Consider the following 18,379-nt stretch of genomic DNA (forward strand, 5'->3'; position numbering starts at 1 on the left):
ACATCCGGACCTGGATCGCCGCCTGGAACCAGAACCCACGGCCGTTCATCTGGACCAAGACCGCTGAAGAGATCCTCGAATCACTCGCCCGATTTTGTAGCCGAATTTCTGGCGCAGGACACTAGCGCTACGAAATCGCTGTGATCAAGGGGCTGAAACCGCGATTTCGTAGCGCTAGCAGATCAACACCGCCCCATGATGCGGTGCAGATGGCGGTTCCGCCGCGCAAACGCACCGCAGGCTGGTGGTGCGGAGGCCGTCGCCGGGGCGGGGAAGCGCACGCAGGGACTACATCGAAGGTTTCGGCTGGCCGAACGCCGGACGGCGCTGGGCGGCCGGCTTCAGATCTCGGCCGTCTTCGGTGACGACTCGTACGTGCTGGGCGGCGCCGACACCCACGTGGCGTGAGTGCCGACGCCGCTGCTCAGAGCGTGACGACGGAGCGGGCGCCCTCGCCGCGGGCCATCCGGTCGAAGGCGGCCGGCACGTCGGCCAGGCCGATGCGGTCGGTGATCAGGTGACCGAGGGCGAGCTTGCCGTCCAGGACGTCGCGGGCCAGGGCCGGGATCTCCAGGTCGGTGTCCGCCTGGCCGTACACGGACGCCCGCAGGATCCGCGCCGAGCTGAAGATCTCCAGTGCGCTCAGTTGGAGCATGTCGTCGGCCGCGCCCATGCCGACGACCGTGACCTGGCCGCCGGTGCGGGTGGCCCGCCAGGCGGCCCGGATGGTGGCGGCCCGGCCGACGCATTCGATGGCGTGGTCGGCGCCGCGGCGTGACGTGCGGGACCGGATGTCCTTGGACAGGTTCTCCGAGGAGGCCACGAAGTCGGTGGCGCCGGCCGCCTCGGCCAGGCCTTTCTTCGATTCGTTGACGTCGACCGCGATCACTTGGGCGGCGCCGGCGGCGCGGGCCGCGGCGACCGCCGACAGCCCGACCCCGCCGAGACCGATGACCAGCACGGATTCGCCGGGGGCGACCCGGGCGGTGTTGCGGACGGCGCCGGTCCCGGTGAGGATGGCGCACCCGAGAAGGGCGGCCAGGTCGAATTCCAGTTCCGGGGGTACGGCGATGACGGCGTTCTCCGGCACCACGACCTGTTCGGCGAACGCACCGACCCCGAGGGTGACGTGCACCGGGGCGTCGTCCAGGGTGAGGCCGTTCTCCAGGGCGGCGACGCCGTGCGAGGTGGAGCAGAGCCACGGCTGGCCGTGTTCGCAGAACCAGCAGCTGCGGCAGGCGGGCTGCCAGTTCAGCACCACGTGGTCGCCGATCTTGGCCCGGGTGACGTGGTCGCCGACCTCGACCACCTCGCCGGCGGCCTCGTGGCCGAGGACCAGCGGGTGCGGCGGCCGGAGCGTACCGTTGATCATGGAGAGGTCGGAGTGGCAGACGCCGGCGGCGCGGATCCGCACCCGCACCTGGCCGGGGCCGATCTCGGGGAGCCGCAGCTCGACGAGTTCGGCCGGGGTGCCTTCGGTCCGGACGACCAGCCCGGTCATGTAACGGCTCATCGCTGAATGGCCTTCACCTGCTGGAACTCGGCCAGGCCGTACGCGCCCAGCTCCCGGCCGATGCCGGACTGCTTGTACCCGCCGAACGGGGCGAACGGGTTGAACGAGCCACCGTTGACGTCGACCGCGCCGGTGCGCAGCCGGCGGGCCACGGCGACGGCCCGGTCGGTCGAGCCCCAGACCCCGCCGGCCAGCCCGTACTTCGAGTTGTTGGCGATCGCCACGGCCTCGTCGTCGTCGTCGAACCCGATGATCGACAGGACCGGCCCGAAGACCTCCTCCTGCGCGAGTTCGCTGTCCGGGTCGACGTCGGCGAAGACGGTCGGCGCCACGAAGTGCCCGGTAGCCGGCACCGGAGCGTCGAGGCCACCGGCGACCAGGCGGGCGCCGGCGCGTTCGATGAAGCCTCGGACCCGGTCGCGCTGGGCGGCCGAGACGAGCGGGCCGAGTCGGGTCGCCGGGTCGAACGGGTCACCCACGGTGTACCCGGCCGCGGTCTTGGCGGCCAGTTCGACGGCCTCGTCGTAGTGGCTGCGGTGCACCAGCATCCGGGTCCACGCGGTGCAGGTCTGCCCGGAGTTGAGGAAGGCGTTACCGACACCCACCTTCACCGCCTTGACGACGTCGGCGTCCTCCAGGATGACGTTCGCCGACTTGCCGCCGAGTTCCAGCGAGACCTTCGCGATCCGGTCGGCGGCAGCGCGCGAGATCGCCCGGCCGGTCGCGGTGGAACCGGTGAACGACACCAGGTCGACGTCGGGGTGCCCGGCGATCGCCGCGCCCACCACCGGGCCGGTGCCGGTGACCAGGTTGAGGACACCGGCCGGCAGGCCCGACTCGTGCGCCGCGTCGAGCAGCAGGTACGCCACCAGCGGCGTCAGCTCGCTCGGTTTGAGCACCACGGTGCAGCCGGCCGCCAGGGCCGCGCCGACCTTCGCCACCACCTGGTGCAGCGGGTAGTTCCACGGCGTGATCGCGCCGACCACACCGGCGGGCTCGTGCACGACGAGCGAGTTGCCGATCGTCTCCTCGGCGGCGGGGCGGGCGGCCAGTTCCGCGTACCCGGAGAGCACCGTGAGCGGAAGTCCTGCCTGGACCGCTTTCGCCACCTTGAGCGGCGTGCCGAGTTCGAGGCCCACGGTCCGGGCGATCTCGTCGGCGCGTGCGGCGAGCGCCTGGTGGAACCGGCTCAGTGCCGCGCCGCGCTCGGCGGCCGGTGTCGCCGCCCAGCCCTCGAAGGCGCGGCGGGCGGCGGAGACGGCGAGGTCGACGTCCGCGGCGGTGCCGGCCGGCACGTGCCCCAGGACCTGCTCGGTGTACGGGTTCTCCACCTCGATCCGCTCGCTCGAGTCCGGCGGCACCCACTGCCCGCCGATGTAGAGCTGGTCACGGAATTCCGACGTCATCGGCGTACCCCCTGGTCGTAGCGTTCGGTCAGGCCGGCGATCAACAGGTCCAGCCCCAGTTCGAAGGCGCCCTCGTCGACCGCGGCCCGGTGGGCCGCGAGTTCGTGGGCGCGGTGCAGGTGCGGATAGCGCTCGTCGTAGACGGCCGGGTCGGCCTCGAAGCCCAGCGCGAACGAGCCCAGCGCCGAGCCGGTGATCAGGTAGCGCATCAGGGCGCCGATGTGGGTGGCCCCGGCCCGCGACCAGCCGGCGTCGAGCAGCGCGCCGTAGACCGCCTCCGCCATGGCGAGCCCGGCCGGTCGCCGGCCGGGGCCGGTGGCCAGCACCGGAACGATGTTCGGGTGGGCGGTCAGCACCGCGTGGTACGACTTCGCCCAGAGCCGCAGTGCCTCGCGCCAGTCGCTGTCGCGGAACACGTCGATGTCGACCTGCGCCACCACCGCCTCGGCCACCGCGTCCACGATCTCCGCCTTGGTCGCGAAGTGGTTGTAGAGCGACGGACCCTGCACGCCCAGCTCGGTGGCGAGACGCCGCATCGACAGCGCGTCCAGGCCCTCGGCGTCGATCAATGCGGACGCCGCCTCGACGATGCGCTCCCGGGTGAGCAGCGCCTGCCGGGGCCGGGCCATGAGAACTCCCTGGAAATTACGGAATCAGCACTGGACGTGTAAAAACTTACACCGCTAGTTTAGGCGGAACTGCGACGTACATCACTCGCGGGCTTACGAAGGAGGCTCCGTATGACGACGCTGTCCCTGGCGACCGTCCTCGCCGAGGCCGCGCGCCGCCACGCCGACAAGGTGGCGATCGTCGACGCCGGCGGCGAGCGCATCACCTACCGCGAGCTGTGGGCACAGACCCGGGCCTATGCGGCCGGATTGCGGGAGCTCGGCGTCACGCGGGGCGACACGGTGGCCGTGATGATCCCGAACGTGGCCGACTTTCCACGGGTCTACTACGCGGCCCTGTCGGTCGGCGCCCGGATCGTGCCCATCTCGCTGCTGCTCACCCCGGAGGAGGTCGGTTACGTCCTCACCGACAGCCAAGCAGACCTGATCGTCACGCACTCGGCGTTCCTGCAGGTCGGCGGCGCGGCCGCGGCGGCCACCGGCACCAAGCTGGTGAACGTCGGCCCGCTGCCGGCCGAGTTGCCGGCCAAACCGCCCCGGCTCGAGGAGGTGTCGGCGGGCGTGGAGCCGCTGCACACCTACGCGACCACCGAGGCCGAGGACATCGCGGTGATCCTCTACACCAGCGGCACCACCGGCAAGCCGAAGGGTGCCATGCTGACCCACCTCAACCTGGTGATGAACGCGGCGGTGAACGTCTTCGACGTGCACCCGCTGACCGGTGACGACGTGGTGCTGGGCTGTCTGCCGCTGTTCCACACGTTCGGCCAGACGGTCGGCATGAACGCCACCTTCCGGCTCGGCGGCACGCTCGTGCTGCTGCCCCGCTTCTCCGGCGAGGCCGCGATCGAGCTGATGATCCGCGAGAACGTGACGATCTTCCACGGCGTACCGACGATGTACATCGGCCTGCTCGAGGCGGCCCCGAAGGCGGCGAAGCTGCCCCGGCTCAAGCTCTGCGTCTCCGGCGGCGCGTCGCTGCCGGTCGCGGTGCTGGAGAAGTTCGCCGAGGCATTCGGATCACCGATCTGGGAGGGGTACGGGCTCTCCGAGACCTCACCGACCGCCACCACGAACCAACCGGTGTTCGGCGCACGGCCCGGCACCGTCGGGCACCCGATCTGGGGGGTCGACGTGGAGATCGCCCGCCCGGAGATCCCGGAGCGCATCGAGTTCGTGCCGGACGGCGAGCTCGGCGAGATCGTGATCCGCGGCCACAACGTCTTCGCCGGTTACCTCAACCGGCCGGAGGCCACGGCCGAGGCCCTGATCGACGGCTGGTTCCGCACCGGTGACCTGGGCGCGAAGGACGCCGAGGGCTTCATCCGGATCGTGGACCGCACCAAGGACCTGGTGATCCGTGGCGGCTTCAACGTCTACCCGCGGGAGGTCGAGGAGGTGCTGGCCCGGCACCCGGCGATCCAGCAGGTCGCGGTGATCGGGGTCCCGGACGCCACGCTCGGTGAGGAGATCTGCGCCGTGGTGGTGCTCGAGGACGCCGGTGTCACCGAGCAGGAACTCGTCGACTGGTCCAAGGAGCGCCTCGGCAAGCACAAGTACCCGCGGCAGATCCGGTTCGCCGAGTCGCTGCCGCTCGGCCCGAGCATGAAGGTGCTGAAGCGGGAGCTGCGCAAGCAGTACTCGGCGTAGCGACCCGGACCGGGCCCTCAGCGGAGCAGTGGGGGCAGTTCCGCGACGATCGGCCGGTCGGCCGGCAGCCACGGGACGCTGCCCAGCTGGTCCACGGTCAGCCAGCGCATGGAGCTGTGCTCCAGCGCCTTCGGGACGTCGTCGCCCTCCAGGGCGACGGCGTAGACCCGGAGCAGGGCGCGGCCGTGGGCCAGCGGCACGTCCGGGCCGACCCGCTCACCGACCTTGACCCGGACACCCAGCTCCTCGGCGCACTCGCGGACCAGGGCGTCCTCCTCGGTCTCCCCGGCCTCCACCTTGCCGCCCGGGAACTCCCATTTGCCCGCCGCCTCGGGCGGTGCGCTGCGCTGGCAGGCGAGCACCCGCCCGTCGGTGATGATCACCGCCGCTACGATCACCCTGGGTGATGGCGAGGTTTTGACGTTCGGTTCCGGCGGCATAGAACAAAGATCGCACAAAAGTTCACCGATCAGGTTGCCCGTTGCTGCCCCGATCGTCACGCAAACACGGATATGTGGGCGTGGACAGAGGTGTCCCGACAGGCGAAACTGTGGGGCACCGACCATGACGACACGGCGACAGTTCGGCCACAAGCCGGCAACGACGCCAAGGGGGGTGCGGCTGATGCGGTCCAGACGACGCCGGAACAACGGCGCCGACTACCTGAGTGACGCGATCGCGGTTCTGGGCGGGTGGACACGTGACGGGGTGCAGCTCCGGCGGGATCTGCCCTGTGACGACAGTCAGCATGCCGCGTTGACCGAGCGGATCAAGGTGGCGGCGGACACTCTGCACATCCGGCCCAGCATCCGCCGGGTGGACGGTCACACTCAGATCTGCCTCGGCGCCCAGGACGGGTCGGCGATCACCGATGGTGAGGTCACGCTGGCTGCCCGGATCGAGGATTTCTACCGCACTGTCGTCGAACGGTCGTAGACCGGCGACGATACGCTGCGCCGCATGAGCGACGCGGTGTACGACAACAAGGGCCAGCTGGAACAGATCCGCAGCGGCCTCATCGAGGGCGAACGGATCATCGCCGTCTACGACGCGATAGGCGCCGGCACCGGGTTCATCGGCCTCACCGACCGGCGGATCATCATCCAGGACAAGTCCTACGTCGGTAAGCGCTTCGCGATCACCAGCATCCCGTACGGCAAGGTGAGCAGCGTCAGCGTGATCAGCAACAAGAGCTGGGCCGGCCAGTTCTTCTCCTCCGGCACCATCGCGATCACGGTCGGCACGCACACGTACGAGATCGAGTTCCGCGGGTCCGACAAGGCACACCAGGTGCACAACCTGATCCTCAGCCGCGCGTCCTGACGCCGCGCCCGACCCCGCGGACCGGCGCCGGGATCAAGCCGGCGGTTCCGGCAGCACCCGGGTCGGCAGCGGGGTCTCGGTGACCGAACCGTCCGCGGCGCGCTTCAACTCGTACCCCAGCGGGCCCTCCCGATCCGCCACCGCCTCCGCGAGGGTGGTGCCGCGGTAGACCAGGCCGGCGCCGTCGTCGGTCGCGTACCCGTCCGGCAGCGTGCCGTCGCCGATCAGCTCGTGCATCTTCGGCCGACGCTGCTCCTCCGCGTCGTAGTGCACCCCGTTGCTGTACGGCAGCCAGCCCAGCCCGTCGGTGAACCCACGCAGCTCGCGCCCGTAGCTGTCGGTGCTGCCGCCGGTGTGCCAGCAGATCGAGCCGGCGGACACCCCGCTCATCACCACGCCGGCCTGCCAGGCCTCGTGCAGGATCTCGTCCAGGCCGTGCACCCGCCAGACCGCGCACAGGTTCGCCACGCTGCCGCCGTCCACCCAGATGATGTCCTGGGCCAGCAGGTGCGCGCGGATGTCGTCGACGTTCGGCATCGGGAACAACTGCAGGTGCGACATGGTGAACTCGGTGCCGGCGAACGCGGCGTAGAACGCGCCGATCCGGGTCTCCGGGTCCCCGGTGGCCTGGGCGAGCACGCAGATCCGCGGCGCCCGGCGGGCGTTCGCCAGCTCCGCCGCGAAGTAGTGGATCGCGCCGGGGCGCAGGCTCATCGAACCGTGGTGCCCCCGGCGGAAGAACGCACTGGTGGCCAGGATGGTGGGAACGTCGGCGGTCACCGCAACATCATGGCGCACGCGTCGGCCGTCTCCAGCACCAGATCGGCCGCGACGTCGATGGCCACGCTGAGCTGCAGCGGATCGCCGCTGACCGCCGCGAATGCCGCGTCCACCCGGGCCCGGAACCGCTCCGGCGCGCCGGGCAACGCCGCCGCCGAGGCCACCGCGCCCTTCTCGTTCACCAGCCACCGCCCGGCGGCACCGTGCAACGCGTGCGCACACACTCCGACCAGCCGGAACAGGCAGCCCGCCACGTAGGAGCTGTCGCCGCGGGACACCGCCTTGCGCGCCAGGCCGATCAGGAAGTCGGCCTCCCAGAGACCGGCCACGAGGGCCTCGGCGAGCGGCCTCGGATAGGTGCGGACGCGGCCCTGGAGGGCGGCCAGCTCACCGGCCGGGTCGGCCAGGACACGGCACAGAGCGAGTTCACCGGGGTACGAGAAGTCCGGCACCCCGAGCGGATGACCGGCCTGGCTGTGGAACGCGTACCGGCCCTGTCGCGCGTCGTCCCAGCAGCGGTGCACCCGATCCAGGTCGCGGTAGATCCAGTCCACCGGGTGGCCGGCGATCCGCAACCAGCCACCGCCGTCCACCCACGGCCCCCAGCCGCCGGGCTCGGTCACCGCGGCGCCCGGCCCGCCGACCGCCACGGCCAGCTCACGCAGCCGGGCGGTGTCCAGCGGCGCCCGGTAGTAGATCCCGAGGTCGGTGTCGGAATCCGGGGTGTGCTGACCGCGCGCCCGGCTGCCGCCGAGCACCACCCCGGCCACGCCGGGCACGGCGGTGAGGCGACGGGCCAGCTCGGTCAGGTCGGCATCGGTCAGCGCCATGCCCCTACGGTGATCTTCGACCGGCGGCCGGCGCAATCACCGGTGGCTTTCAACACAGGCCGGTGGGCTCCAGGCGTACCCGATCGAGCGTTTCCTCGTCGAGCAGCTTGAGTTCCTCGTCGGTGAGGATCACCGACGAGCCGGCCTGAACGACTCCGCGCCGCGGCGACACCTCGTCGCCGTCGCGCTTCGCGCCCGCCGCCCGGTCACCGACCTCGCCGGCACCCGCCCGGTCGCCGGTCCGGTCGTCGGCCTTGGTGCCGGGCTTGCCGCCCGGCTGGTCGCCGCTGCCGTCCTGGGGGCAGGCGGCCGCGCGACCCAGCGGCATACAGATCCGCAGCAGCCCCTCGCAGTCCTGGTCGGACTTGCGGCGCGCGCCGAAGACCACGACCCGGGCCTCCGGCTCGCGGGTCACCTCGGAGCCGACCAGGCGGCGACCGGTCGGCTGCCCGTCGGTGATCGTCACCACGTACCGCAGCGTCTCCTCGCCGAACGCGCCCGGCGACTCGATCATCCGGGTGCCCCGGGGCAGCGACGGGTCGCGCACCACCTGCGTGTCGAACGGGATCACTCGCGTCTCCACGTCGGTGCGCGTGGTCACCACCGGCTCCGCGGCCGAGGGTTCGGCGGAGGCCCGGTCGGGCGTGGCCCGCTCGGCGGGTTCCTTGTCGGGCGTACGGGCGGAGGGTGCACCCGTCCGGTCGGCGCGGTCGTCGCCCACCCGGGTTTTGCTGAGCTTGTCGGCGGCACCGGTCGCGGTCCGGGACGCGCGCGCCTGCGGTGACGTATGCCGTTTCGGCAGCGGCTCCGCGGCCGCGGCGGCCCGGCTCACCACCTCCGGGCTTTCCTCGAGCTGGGGCGCACCGAGGTCGGGCTCGTCGACCGGCTGTTCCGCCGAGGCGACCGGTTCACCGTCCCCGGTCATGGTGACCACGCCGGCCACGCCGCCACCGGCGAGCACGAGAAGCGCGGTCGCGCCCGCGGTCATCCGGACACCGAACGGCAAACGAGCCCACCAAGACTTTCGTGGCATTTCGAGCAGTTGCTGCAGAGAGTCACTAGTTGTCTGGTTTTGCACCGAAGTATTGTGACCCCGAACCGACCGTACGCAAATCACCACAATGTCACCTAAATTGGCGACCCCCACGCCCCGCGACCCCGTTCCGGCGTTGCCAGTGCGAGGCGGAAAGTCGACAGCGGACCCGGAGGCGTCCCGGTCGTACGATCGGAACCATGTCCGTCACCACGTCGCCCGCGCCGGACGACGGCGCCGGGCCATCCGCGCTCACCCCCGCCGCACCGCTCGGGCTCACCCCCGCCGCATCGCCGGCGCTCACGTCCGCCACGCCGCCGGCGCTCACCCCTCAGGAAGAGGCGGTGATGCGGGCGCTCGGGCGGTTCCTGCTGGTCATGCCGCGTGCGCTGGATGCCGACCTGATGCGCGAGCAGCGGATGTCCGCCAGTGAGTACTCGGTGCTGCGCCACCTCTCCGAGACACCCGGCCAGCTGATGCGGATGAGCGAACTGGCCACGGCGTGCGACATGTCGCTGAGCGGCATGACCCGGCTCGCCGCGAAACTGGAGTCGCTCGGCTACCTGCGCCGGATCCGCTGCAAGGAGGACGCCCGCGGCGCCAACGCGGTGCTCACCGAGAAAGGCCTGGACCGGCTGCGGGAGGCGTGGCCGACCCACCTGGCCAGCGTGCGGCGGCACATCTTCGACCACCTCGGCGACCTCGATCTGGAGCGCCTCGCCGCCGCGTTCTCCGCGATGGCCGCCGACACCTGATCACCAGCAGCGCTTTCCGGCGCCGGGTTGCGATGATGGGAGCGTGCGCAACGCCGGTACCGACGATCACGCCCTGCCCCTCACCGAAGGGCTCCCGGCCCCGGCCGAAGAACTCCCCACCCCCGCCGAAGGTGTCCCGGTCCCAGCCGATGGGCGCCCAGCCCGGAGCGAAACCTCGCTCGCCGGGAGCGGCGACCCGCTCCCCCGGAGCGGCGACCCGCTGGTCCGGCTCGCGCGGGTGGTCTCCGAGGTGCTCGCGCCGGCCGTCCTGGTCGCGTTTCTGCTGCTCGCCGTCGGCTGGCACGCCGGCAACACCCCCGGCGTGTCCCGCTGGTGGGGCCTGCCCGGCGCGCTCTTCGCCGCGGTCATCCCGCTGGGTTACGTGCTGCACGGCGTCCGCAGCGGACGGTTCACCGACCACCACATCCCGGAACGCGCCGACCGCCGCATCCCGCTGCTCTTCGGCACCGCGTCCCTGATCTGCGGGCTGCTCCTGCTGATCGCCCTCGGCGCACCCCGCGACGTGCTCGCCCTGCTCGTCGCGGGCGGCGCCGGCCTGGCCGTCTTCGCCGCCGTCACACACTGGTGGAAGATGTCCATCCACGCCGGCGTGGCGGCCGGCACGGTGGCCGCCCTGACCGCGGTGCACGGCCCGATCGCCCTGCTCGGCGTGCCCCTGGTGCTGCTGGGATGCTGGGCCCGCGTCAAACTGACGGCACACACCCGGGCCCAGGTGGTGGTGGGCGCCCTGGTCGGCGCTCTGATCGCCGGCACGGTCTTCCCCCTGCTGCGCTGACGACACGGGGTCGGCCTTCCGTCGGGCGCGGCCTCACCTGCAGCCGCCGCGCGCACGGACTCATCCTCGTGGCCTGCCGGCGGCCGGCGTGCGCACGGCCTCATCCTCGTGGCCTGCCGGCGGCCGGCGTGCGCACGGCCTCATCCTCGTGGCCTGCCGGCGTGCGCACGGTCCATCTCCGCTGACCGCCCGGGACTGCCGGCCTGCCTTTCGGTGGTCACTCGGATGCTTGGCCCGTACTCCCTGGGTCGGAGAGGTCGTGCGCCGCCAAGGCCGTGTCCAACATGGTTTCCTGCTCCGCCGCCGGGAAGGCGGCCGGATCGGCGGCGGCGAACGCGGCCGCGCCCTCGGTCATCGTGATCAAGGAGAGCGCGACAGTGGCGGCCCGTGCGGGGGTCCAGTCCGGCGCGGCGGCGGCGACCAGGCGCTCCACCCGGGCACGCCAGGCGTGGTTGTTGCGGCGGTGTTCGGCGATCAGGTCGTCGTCGGTCACGGCGGCGGCGAGGAAGCCCAGCCAGACGATCGATTCCTGGCGGGTCTGCTCGTCCAGTGCCAAACTCTGACGCAGCACGGCACGCAGCGCGGCCCGCGCGTCCGGCGCGGCTGCCTCCAACGCCTCCACCCGGGCCCGGGTCACCTCATGCAGGAGCCGGCGGGCGTGCAGGAGCAGCGCCTGCCGGTTCGGGAAGCGGTGCATCACCAGACCGGTCGTGCACCCGGCCGCGGCCGCCACGGCTCGGACGGTCAGCCGTTCCAGCCCGTGCTCGGCCAGCACACTCCACACCGCCCGCGACAGCGCCTCACCCTGCGCCGACCGATCCGCTGCTCGAGACACGCGTCACACCTCCCCATCCATCACAGATGTTACCGTAACGCTTGTTACGAACGGAGGTCCCCATGACCGCAGTCATCACGCCCCGTGCCTGGGACGACGCCGAAGGCGCGGCTCTGCGGACCGCGCAGCGCGCCGAACTGGACGCCCGCTACGGCAGCGGCGACCACGAACCCGGCACCCCGCCGACCGCCGCCGACATCGACGTCTTCCTGGTCGCCACCGTCGCCGGCACACCCGTCGGCTGCGGCGCCCTGCGCCGGCTGGACGAGACGAGCGCCGAGCTCAAACGGATGTACGTGACGCCGGAATCCCGCGGCTCCGGCGTGGCGACCGCTCTGCTGCGCGCCCTGGAGGACGCTGCGGCACGGCGCGGCTGGACCATCTTGCGACTGGAGACGGGCCCGGCCCAGCCGGACGCGATGCGCTTCTACGAACGCGAGGGGTACCGGGAGATCCCGCTGTTCGGCGCCTACGTCGGCTCGGACCTGTCCGTCTGCTACGAACGGACCTTGGAGCCGGTCAGCTGATCCGCCCGGCAGAGTCCGGCGCCGCCGAGCAAAGCGCCGGTGCCGTCACCTGGCCGGGTCGGATCGGCGGCCCGGGGTCAGCGTCACCGTCACGACGTCGCCCTCGTCCAAGTCCTCCGCCTGCCGGACGGCGTCCTTGAGCGGCACCAGGTAGCGTCCCTCCCGAGGGAACAGCGCCGTCGTGAACTCGGTTTCCCCGATGACCACCCGCACCGGGACCTGCCCCCAGTAGATCAGCGACCGCGCCGCCTCCTTCAGCTCGGCGCTGTCGGATTCGGACATGGCGACGAAGTAGTACGGCGCCGGGCCGCGCCACTCGATGATCTCGCTGTCGAAGACCCACTCCACGGTTACCCATTGAACCAACCGGCCGCCGCAGCCCGCAGCCCGCAAGACGGCCGACGCGGAACACCCGGCCGCTCGCTACCGTGGCGGCATGAACCCGGTGCCCGAGTGGATGCACCCTCCCCGCCCGGAGGGATGGTTCGCGGACGACCTGGACCGGCTCCCCCACGCACCGTGTCACATAGAGCTCATCGACGGAGCGCTCGTCCTCGCCGATCGGCACCCCGTGCGTTGTTGATCTGCTAGCGCTACGAAATCGCGGTCTCAGGTCCATGATCACCGCGATTTCGTAGCGCTAGCAGATCAAGACCTCGCCATGGACGGCGGAGCCCGAGCCAGGGCGGCTGACACAGGTTGACACCGACGGCCTCGGGCGGTCGCGCCGACCGGGATCACCCAGGCGCGGGCCTCTTCCGGGCCGGCGGTCCATGAAGACAGCTCGGTAGTGCCGAAGTAACGCGCGAGACGAAGTGCGGTGTCAGCTGTGATCCGCCACTTGCCGTGGACGATCTCGGTGACCCGGCGGAGTGGCACTCCGACAGCCACGGCGACCTTGGTCGGAGTGATCCCGAGCGGGGCGATGAAGTTCTCCTACAGCCGGATGGTCCTGACCCTTGGCCCGCACAGCTTCGACAAGTCATCGACATCGGACGTCAGGATCCCGACCGGCACCGGTAGTCGTAGCGCCACCTCGGCGACCATGGCATCGATGGCGTACTTGTGCCCGTGCAGACCCGCTGCCTTCAACAGCTCCGAACTGCGGCGGGCACTTTCCTTCGTCACCGCCTCCACCCGGATTTGGGACAGCAGCCAGCTCAGCCGAGCGACGTCCACGCCGGAGTGGGAGACCTCGATGATGGTAGCGGCCGACATCGCAAGATCGGTCCCATCCCGCTCGGCCTGCTCCAGCAGTTGCATCACCTTACGATCTCGGTCGATCCATCCTGAGAAGCCTTGCGAGTCGAGCACCAGCGACTCGAGGCTCACGCCGCGCGCCCAGTCTCCTCGGCGCCGTGCAGGAGTGCCCGAGCCTCGGCCATCTCACTGTCGGTGAATGCTTCGAACTCGCTTTGGTATCGGTCCAGCTCTTCCCGAAGAAGCCGGCGCCGCTCCGCTCGCTCGGCCAACTCGGTGAGGTAGCCGGAGATGTTCTCGGTGTGCGACTTCATGCTGTCCAGCAGCTCCACCGGCAGCGTGATGGTGACCTTCTTGGTCCTTGCCATGCGGCGACCATACCACGGTATTACCAGGCGCCGCCTGCTTGACTACGCGTTGAAGAGGTACTCCAAGGTGTAGGCGCTGCTGTCCAGAACCATCTCGTTGACCTCCACGCACCGCCGGGCACCGGTGTACGCGCGGCGGGTGATCGCGACGACCGGTGTACCCCTGGGCAGGCTCAGCACTTCTGCCTCAGCGGAGGTGGGCACCCGGCACACGAGCGTCTCCGCGTGGGGTCCGCGTGGCGTTGTTGATCTGCTAGCGCTACGAAGTCGCGGTTTCAGGTCCATGATCACCGCGATTTCGTAGCGCTAGCAGATCAAGACCTCGCCATGGACGGCGAAGCCCTAGCCAGGGCGGCTGACTCAGGGTGACCCCGACGCCTTCGAGGCGGTCGCGCCGACCGGGATCACTCAGGCGCGGGCCTCTTTCGGGCCGGCGGTCCATGAAGACGGTCTCGGCCAGTGCGACGAGTGCGCGCAGCTCGTTCAGGAACGACTCGTTGCTCATGGACCGGCTGGTGCCCGGCACAGGGCGAGCACGCTGAGGTGGTTGGGGCCCGGCAGCAACGATGCCGGGCGCCGGAGCGAGATCAGACGTTGAAGCGGAACTCGACGACGTCGCCGTCCTTCATGATGTAGTCCTTGCCCTCCATGCGGACCTTGCCGGCGGCCTTCGCGGCGGACATGGAGCCGGCGGCCATCAGGTCGTCGAAGCTGACGATCTCGGCCTTGATGAAGCCGCGCTGGAAGTCGGAGTGGATGACGCCGGCGGCCTCGGGGGCGGTCGCGCCGACCGGGATCACCCAGGCGCGGGCCTCTTTCGGGCCGGCGGTCAGGTAGGTCTGCAGGCCCAGGGTCTCGAAGCCGACCCGGATCAGGCGGTTCAGGCCGGGCTCGGACTGGCCGGTGGACTGGAGAAGTTCCAGGGCCTCGTCGTCGTCCAGCTCGATCAGCTCGGACTCGATCTTCGCGTCCATGAAGACGGCTTCGGCCGGTGCGACGAGCGCGCGCAGCTCGTTCAGGAACGACTCGTTGCCCAGTTCGGCCTCGTCGACGTTGAACACGTACAGGAAGGGCTTGGTGGTGAGCAGGTGCAGCTCGCCCAGCAGGTCCAGGTCGATGCCGGCGGGGCCGGCGCCCTGGTAGAGGGTGACGCCGTCGTTGAGCAGCTTGAACGCGGCCTCGGCGGCGGCGACCGTGGCCGCTTTGTCCTTCTTGAGCTTCGCTTCCTTCTGCAGGCGCGGCAGCGCCTTCTCGACCGTCTGCAGGTCGGCCAGGATCAGCTCGGTGTTGATCGTCTCGATGTCGTCGGCGGGTGAGACCTTGCCGTCGACGTGCAGCACGTTCGGGTCGGAGAACGCACGGACCACCTGGCAGATCGCTGACGCGTCGCGGATGTTCGCGAGGAACGCGTTGCCCCGGCCCTGGCCCTTGGACGCGCCGCGGACCAGGCCCGCGATGTCGACGAAGCTCACCGGCGCGGGCAGGATCTTCTCGCTGCTGAACAGCTCAGCGAGTTTCCCGAGCCGCTCGTCGGGCAGGCCGACCACGCCGACGTTGGGCTCGATCGTGGCGAACGGGTAGTTCGCGGCGAGCACGTCGTTCTTGGTCAGGGCGTTGAACAGAGTGCTCTTGCCGACGTTGGGCAGGCCGACGATTCCGATGGTGAGGCTCACGGAACGCCAGTCTACGTGTTCGGCTATCCGAAGAAACGCCGCAGTTCGGCAGCGACCGCGGCGGGCTTGCCGCTGTTGTCCGCGGCGAGATGACCCATGCCGGTCAGGGTTACCCGGCGCACTCGCGGCAGGACCGGTTCGAGGCCGTTCAAGACCCCGGTGAGGTACGCCGGAGAGCGGTCCCCACCCAGCAGGAGGGTGTCGGCGCGCACCTGCCGGTAGAGCTCCAGCGGACCGGCCGCGTCCCGCACCACCGCCGCGTCCAGGCGCATCGTCGGCGCGAGTTCGGCCAGCACCCGGCCTTCGCCGCTGCGCATCGCGAGGCCGACGAGCGGGATCAGGGCGGCCCGGGGTACGTGCGGGAAGTCGCCGGTGCCTTTCGTCGCGGTCACCAGTGCGGCCGCCCGCCGGCCGCGGGACAGCTCCTTCTCGTACCGCGGGAGCCAGGAGATCGGATCGTGGGCGCCGTGCTTGAGCGGTGGCTCGTAGAGCGCGAGCCGGTCGATCGGCAGTTCGAGCGCCGCCCGCAACGCGACCACCGCGCCGGAGCTGAGCCCGAACACGTCTCGCGCACCGGTCTCGCCGAGCACCGCGGCCAGGTCGTCGATCTCGGCGCGCAGGCCGTGACCGGGCGCCGCGGGACCGCTCTGCCCCCGGCCGCGCCGGTCCGGGACGTAGACGGTGTGTGTGGTCGCGAGGGCCCGCGCCAGTTTTGTGAGGTTCGCCGAGGTTTGCATGCCGCCGTGCAGGAGCACGACCTTGGGGCCGCCGCCGAACGTGCGCCAGCCGATGTCCGTCGTCAACGTCGCCGTTCTCATGTCGTCAACCGTAGTTGACAGTAACCACATCGTCAACCTTAGTTGACACGGACGGTCATGTCCGAAAGCCGCCAGCCGACCGCGGGTGCCGGGGAGCAGACTCGACGGCATGGAGCTGGACTTCGAGCACTGCTACCGCGCCGTCGACAGCCGTGACCCGCGCTTCGACGGCGTCTTCTACACGGCCGTGCGAACCACCGGGATCTACTGCCGGCCGTCCTGCCCCGCCGTCACCCCGAAACGCGAGAACGTCGCGTTCCACCCCAGCGCGGCCGCCGCTCAGCGCGCCGGATACCGCGCCTGCCGCCGCTGCCGGCCCGACGCCGCACCCGGCTCCCCCGACTGGGACGTCCGCGCCGACACCGTCGGCCGCGCCATGCGACTCATCGGCGACGGCGTCGTCGACCGCGAAGGCGTCACCGGGCTCGCCGGCCGCCTCGGATACACCGAACGCCACCTCAACCGAATGCTCACCACCGAACTCGGCGCCGGGCCGCTCGCCCTCGCCCGGGCCCAGCGGGCACAGACCGCACGGATCCTGATCGAGACCACCGAACTCGGCTTCGCGGAGATCGCGTTCGCGGCCGGGTTCGGCAGCGTGCGGCAGTTCAACGACACGATGCTCGAGGTCTACGCCGGCTCGCCCAGCGAACTGCGCACCCGGCGGCCCGCGGCCACCCACGGCGAAGCCGGCGTGATCACGTTGCGGCTCGCCTACCGGCCGCCGCTGCACGCGGCGGCACTGCTCACGTTCCTGGCCGCGCGGACCCTGCCCGGAGTGGACGAGGTGGACGGGGACACGTACCGCCGGGGGATGGTCCTGCCGCACGGCAACGCGACGGTCGCCCTCCGGCCCGACGTGCGGTGGGTGCACGCGACGCTGCGGCTCAGCGACGTGCGGGACCTCGCGCCGGCGGTGGCCCGGTGCCGGCGGCTGCTGGATCTCGATGCCGATCCGGTCGCGGTCGACGCGATGCTGGGAATGGATCCGGCGCTGGCGGAGGCGGTGCGGCGGGAGCCGGGGGTGCGGGTGCCGCGAGCCGTGGACGGGTTCGAGATGGCGGTGCGTGCCGTGGTGGGCCAGCAGGTCACCGTGGCGGGGGCGCGGACGACGCTGGGCCGGATCCTGCGGGCCGCGCAAGCCCCGGCCGACCTCACCGGCCTCCCACCGGCGAACACCCTCCCCCTCACCGGCTTCCCGCCGGCGAACACCCTCGCCGCCCTCCCCGATGAGGCGTTCGGCATGCCCGCCACCCGCCGGGCCACCCTCCGCGCCCTCGCCGAGGCCGTCGCCGCCGGCACCCTCGACCTGGAACCCGGCACCGACCGGGCGGAGACCACCGCCCGCCTGACAGCACTCCCCGGGATCGGGCCGTGGACCGCCGGTTACATCGCCATGCGCGCCGTCGGCGACCCGGACGTCTTCCTGGAGACGGACCTGGCGGCCCGCCGGGGCGCGGCCGCCCTGGGTCTCCCCGACACCCCGAAAGCTTTGTCCAAGCACGCGGAACGCTGGCGGCCCTGGCGTTCCTACGCCCTGATCCGGCTGTGGCGCGCCGCCTGAGGACCCGAACGTACCGGCCCGCGACACCCGCCGGGAGTTATCCACAATCCGCCGTTGTCCACAGGGCCGCACGCACCACCGCGCCTTCCGGCAACGCTGGCCCCCCGTTCCCGTGAGGAGAGACCATGCTTCGCCATTCGACACTCGACACCCCGATCGGCCCGTTCACCGTGATCACGACCAAGGGCGGTGTGGTCCGGGCGTCGGGTTTCACCACCGACGTGCCCGAGCTGATGCGGTTGGTGCACGCGGACCTGAAGGACCGGACCGAGGCCGACGACGACGTGGGCCCGGTCCGCGCGGCGGTCCGGGACTACTTCGCCGGTGACCTGACGGCGCTGGACGGTGTGCCGGTCGAGCACAAGAGCAGCGGCGCCTTCATGACCGTGGCGTGGGACGTGATGCGTCACATCAAGCCGGGCGCCCCGGTGACGTACACCCGCTATGCCGATCTGGCCGGGCGCCCGTCGGCGGTCCGGGGTGCCGCGTCGGCGTGCGCCCGCAACGCGATCGCGTTGATCCTGCCGTGTCACCGGGTGCTGCGCACGGACGGTTCGCTCGGCGGCTACCGCTGGGGTCTGCCGATCAAGTCGTGGCTGCTGGCCCACGAGGCCACCCCCTGACCGGCGGCCGTGACAATGCTGTCGCGGCGTGCGTGGGAGGTGCCTAGGCTTGCGGC

Annotated in this window: 23 protein-coding genes; 8 read left to right on the forward strand and 15 right to left on the reverse strand. The window is 71.1% G+C overall.

Annotation, left to right across the window (positions count from 1 at the left end; translation table 11 throughout):
• Positions 1 to 424 precede the first annotated feature (424 nt).
• The 3 genes from LPA41_RS35575 to LPA41_RS35585 are packed head-to-tail and all read right to left on the reverse strand — an operon-like array spanning position 425 to position 3,548.
• Positions 425 to 1,513 carry an alcohol dehydrogenase catalytic domain-containing protein gene (locus LPA41_RS35575; RefSeq protein WP_229075651.1) on the reverse strand — a complete coding sequence of 363 codons (1,089 nt, stop codon included), beginning with the start codon at positions 1,511 to 1,513 and terminating at the stop codon, positions 425 to 427.
• Positions 1,510 to 2,919 carry an aldehyde dehydrogenase family protein gene (locus LPA41_RS35580; RefSeq protein ID WP_229075652.1) on the reverse strand — a complete coding sequence of 470 codons (1,410 nt, stop codon included), beginning with the start codon at positions 2,917 to 2,919 and terminating at the stop codon, positions 1,510 to 1,512. Before LPA41_RS35580 ends, LPA41_RS35575 begins: the two co-directional genes overlap by 4 nt.
• Positions 2,916 to 3,548, reverse strand: coding sequence for a TetR/AcrR family transcriptional regulator (locus LPA41_RS35585; protein WP_229075653.1), 633 nt, complete (start codon positions 3,546 to 3,548; stop codon positions 2,916 to 2,918). The genes LPA41_RS35580 and LPA41_RS35585 overlap by 4 nt, the downstream gene beginning before the upstream one ends.
• Before the next feature lie 111 nt (positions 3,549 to 3,659).
• Between LPA41_RS35585 and LPA41_RS35590 the strand changes: the two genes are divergently transcribed.
• A complete protein-coding gene (locus LPA41_RS35590) occupies positions 3,660 to 5,198 on the forward strand; it encodes a long-chain fatty acid--CoA ligase (RefSeq protein WP_229075654.1) in 1,539 nt (512 codons plus the stop codon).
• A 17-nt stretch (positions 5,199 to 5,215) separates the two neighbouring features.
• On the opposite strand, the gene LPA41_RS35595 is transcribed toward LPA41_RS35590, so the two are convergent.
• Positions 5,216 to 5,638, reverse strand: a complete 423-nt coding sequence (locus LPA41_RS35595; RefSeq protein WP_229075655.1) for a (deoxy)nucleoside triphosphate pyrophosphohydrolase — start codon at positions 5,636 to 5,638, stop codon at positions 5,216 to 5,218.
• Between the two features lie 184 nt (positions 5,639 to 5,822).
• Between LPA41_RS35595 and LPA41_RS35600 the strand changes: the two genes are divergently transcribed.
• On the forward strand, positions 5,823 to 6,134 hold the full coding sequence (locus tag LPA41_RS35600) for a 4a-hydroxytetrahydrobiopterin dehydratase (RefSeq protein WP_229075656.1): 312 nt from the start codon (positions 5,823 to 5,825) through the stop codon (positions 6,132 to 6,134).
• A 24-nt stretch (positions 6,135 to 6,158) separates the two neighbouring features.
• Entirely contained in the window at positions 6,159 to 6,521 is a 363-nt protein-coding gene (locus LPA41_RS35605; protein WP_229075657.1) for a PH domain-containing protein, read from the forward strand.
• A gap of 33 nt (positions 6,522 to 6,554) precedes the next feature.
• Here LPA41_RS35605 and LPA41_RS35610 read toward each other — a convergent pair whose 3' ends face one another.
• The 3 genes from LPA41_RS35610 to LPA41_RS35620 are packed head-to-tail and all read right to left on the reverse strand — an operon-like array spanning position 6,555 to position 9,119.
• Positions 6,555 to 7,301 (reverse strand): Type 1 glutamine amidotransferase-like domain-containing protein, encoded by a 747-nt coding sequence (locus LPA41_RS35610; RefSeq protein ID WP_374238250.1) that lies wholly within the window; start codon positions 7,299 to 7,301, stop codon positions 6,555 to 6,557.
• Positions 7,298 to 8,131 (reverse strand): nucleotidyltransferase domain-containing protein, encoded by an 834-nt coding sequence (locus tag LPA41_RS35615; protein WP_229075658.1) that lies wholly within the window; start codon positions 8,129 to 8,131, stop codon positions 7,298 to 7,300. Before LPA41_RS35615 ends, LPA41_RS35610 begins: the two co-directional genes overlap by 4 nt.
• Before the next feature lie 49 nt (positions 8,132 to 8,180).
• Positions 8,181 to 9,119 (reverse strand): G5 domain-containing protein, encoded by a 939-nt coding sequence (locus LPA41_RS35620; protein WP_229075659.1) that lies wholly within the window; start codon positions 9,117 to 9,119, stop codon positions 8,181 to 8,183.
• A 245-nt stretch (positions 9,120 to 9,364) separates the two neighbouring features.
• On the opposite strand from LPA41_RS35620, the gene LPA41_RS35625 reads away from it, so the two are divergent.
• Both LPA41_RS35625 and LPA41_RS35630 read left to right on the forward strand, forming a co-directional pair.
• A complete protein-coding gene (locus LPA41_RS35625) occupies positions 9,365 to 9,919 on the forward strand; it encodes a MarR family winged helix-turn-helix transcriptional regulator (protein WP_229075660.1) in 555 nt (184 codons plus the stop codon).
• 43 nt (positions 9,920 to 9,962) lie between these two features.
• Entirely contained in the window at positions 9,963 to 10,715 is a 753-nt protein-coding gene (locus tag LPA41_RS35630; protein ID WP_229075661.1) for a phosphoesterase PA-phosphatase, read from the forward strand.
• Positions 10,716 to 10,932: 217 nt separating this feature from the next.
• Here the strand turns inward: LPA41_RS35630 and LPA41_RS35635 are convergent, their stop codons facing one another.
• Positions 10,933 to 11,550, reverse strand: a complete 618-nt coding sequence (locus LPA41_RS35635; RefSeq protein WP_229075662.1) for a TetR/AcrR family transcriptional regulator — start codon at positions 11,548 to 11,550, stop codon at positions 10,933 to 10,935.
• A 62-nt stretch (positions 11,551 to 11,612) separates the two neighbouring features.
• Between LPA41_RS35635 and LPA41_RS35640 the strand changes: the two genes are divergently transcribed.
• Positions 11,613 to 12,077, forward strand: coding sequence for a GNAT family N-acetyltransferase (locus tag LPA41_RS35640; protein WP_229075663.1), 465 nt, complete (start codon positions 11,613 to 11,615; stop codon positions 12,075 to 12,077).
• A 45-nt stretch (positions 12,078 to 12,122) separates the two neighbouring features.
• On the opposite strand, the gene LPA41_RS35645 is transcribed toward LPA41_RS35640, so the two are convergent.
• From LPA41_RS35645 to LPA41_RS35670, 7 genes are all read right to left on the reverse strand, one after another.
• Entirely contained in the window at positions 12,123 to 12,425 is a 303-nt protein-coding gene (locus LPA41_RS35645; RefSeq protein WP_229075664.1) for a DUF1905 domain-containing protein, read from the reverse strand.
• Positions 12,426 to 12,725: 300 nt separating this feature from the next.
• Positions 12,726 to 13,004, reverse strand: coding sequence for a helix-turn-helix domain-containing protein (locus LPA41_RS43405; protein ID WP_374238254.1), 279 nt, complete (start codon positions 13,002 to 13,004; stop codon positions 12,726 to 12,728).
• 9 nt (positions 13,005 to 13,013) lie between these two features.
• Entirely contained in the window at positions 13,014 to 13,409 is a 396-nt protein-coding gene (locus LPA41_RS35650; protein ID WP_229075665.1) for a PIN domain-containing protein, read from the reverse strand.
• Positions 13,406 to 13,645 carry a hypothetical protein gene (locus tag LPA41_RS35655; RefSeq protein ID WP_229075666.1) on the reverse strand — a complete coding sequence of 80 codons (240 nt, stop codon included), beginning with the start codon at positions 13,643 to 13,645 and terminating at the stop codon, positions 13,406 to 13,408. The genes LPA41_RS35650 and LPA41_RS35655 overlap by 4 nt, the downstream gene beginning before the upstream one ends.
• 42 nt (positions 13,646 to 13,687) lie before the next feature.
• The gene (locus LPA41_RS35660) at positions 13,688 to 13,930 is read right to left on the reverse strand and encodes a UTRA domain-containing protein (protein ID WP_255691244.1); all 243 of its coding nucleotides are present in this window, start codon (positions 13,928 to 13,930) and stop codon (positions 13,688 to 13,690) included.
• 302 nt (positions 13,931 to 14,232) lie between these two features.
• Positions 14,233 to 15,318: a redox-regulated ATPase YchF gene (gene ychF, locus LPA41_RS35665; protein ID WP_229075668.1), complete on the reverse strand. Its 1,086-nt coding sequence runs from the start codon at positions 15,316 to 15,318 to the stop codon at positions 14,233 to 14,235.
• 23 nt (positions 15,319 to 15,341) lie between these two features.
• A complete protein-coding gene (locus LPA41_RS35670; RefSeq protein ID WP_229075669.1) occupies positions 15,342 to 16,136 on the reverse strand; it encodes an alpha/beta fold hydrolase in 795 nt (264 codons plus the stop codon).
• A gap of 109 nt (positions 16,137 to 16,245) precedes the next feature.
• On the opposite strand from LPA41_RS35670, the gene LPA41_RS35675 reads away from it, so the two are divergent.
• Positions 16,246 to 17,700, forward strand: a complete 1,455-nt coding sequence (locus tag LPA41_RS35675) for an AlkA N-terminal domain-containing protein (protein ID WP_229075670.1) — start codon at positions 16,246 to 16,248, stop codon at positions 17,698 to 17,700.
• A 125-nt stretch (positions 17,701 to 17,825) separates the two neighbouring features.
• Positions 17,826 to 18,323 carry a methylated-DNA--[protein]-cysteine S-methyltransferase gene (locus LPA41_RS35680; RefSeq protein ID WP_229075671.1) on the forward strand — a complete coding sequence of 166 codons (498 nt, stop codon included), beginning with the start codon at positions 17,826 to 17,828 and terminating at the stop codon, positions 18,321 to 18,323.
• The last annotated feature ends 56 nt before the right edge of the window (positions 18,324 to 18,379 follow it).

The sequence above is a fragment of the Actinoplanes sp. DH11 genome, assembly GCF_020873875.1.
GTDB lineage: Bacteria > Actinomycetota > Actinomycetes > Mycobacteriales > Micromonosporaceae > Actinoplanes.

Coding starts and splice junctions, on each gene's coding strand:
- LPA41_RS35620 (WP_229075659.1), bottom strand. CDS start 9,119: ATGACCGCGGGCGCGACCGCGCTTCTCGTGCTCGCCGGTGGCGGCGTG.
- LPA41_RS35625 (WP_229075660.1), top strand. CDS start 9,365: ATGTCCGTCACCACGTCGCCCGCGCCGGACGACGGCGCCGGGCCATCC.
- LPA41_RS35605 (WP_229075657.1), top strand. CDS start 6,159: ATGAGCGACGCGGTGTACGACAACAAGGGCCAGCTGGAACAGATCCGC.
- LPA41_RS35590 (WP_229075654.1), top strand. CDS start 3,660: ATGACGACGCTGTCCCTGGCGACCGTCCTCGCCGAGGCCGCGCGCCGC.
- LPA41_RS35580 (WP_229075652.1), bottom strand. CDS start 2,919: ATGACGTCGGAATTCCGTGACCAGCTCTACATCGGCGGGCAGTGGGTG.
- LPA41_RS35575 (WP_229075651.1), bottom strand. CDS start 1,513: ATGAGCCGTTACATGACCGGGCTGGTCGTCCGGACCGAAGGCACCCCG.
- LPA41_RS35675 (WP_229075670.1), top strand. CDS start 16,246: ATGGAGCTGGACTTCGAGCACTGCTACCGCGCCGTCGACAGCCGTGAC.
- LPA41_RS35600 (WP_229075656.1), top strand. CDS start 5,823: ATGCGGTCCAGACGACGCCGGAACAACGGCGCCGACTACCTGAGTGAC.
- LPA41_RS35585 (WP_229075653.1), bottom strand. CDS start 3,548: ATGGCCCGGCCCCGGCAGGCGCTGCTCACCCGGGAGCGCATCGTCGAG.
- LPA41_RS35660 (WP_255691244.1), bottom strand. CDS start 13,930: ATGGACCTGAAACCGCGACTTCGTAGCGCTAGCAGATCAACAACGCCA.
- LPA41_RS35615 (WP_229075658.1), bottom strand. CDS start 8,131: ATGGCGCTGACCGATGCCGACCTGACCGAGCTGGCCCGTCGCCTCACC.
- LPA41_RS35655 (WP_229075666.1), bottom strand. CDS start 13,645: ATGGCAAGGACCAAGAAGGTCACCATCACGCTGCCGGTGGAGCTGCTG.
- LPA41_RS35640 (WP_229075663.1), top strand. CDS start 11,613: ATGACCGCAGTCATCACGCCCCGTGCCTGGGACGACGCCGAAGGCGCG.
- LPA41_RS35670 (WP_229075669.1), bottom strand. CDS start 16,136: ATGAGAACGGCGACGTTGACGACGGACATCGGCTGGCGCACGTTCGGC.
- LPA41_RS35595 (WP_229075655.1), bottom strand. CDS start 5,638: ATGCCGCCGGAACCGAACGTCAAAACCTCGCCATCACCCAGGGTGATC.
- LPA41_RS35680 (WP_229075671.1), top strand. CDS start 17,826: ATGCTTCGCCATTCGACACTCGACACCCCGATCGGCCCGTTCACCGTG.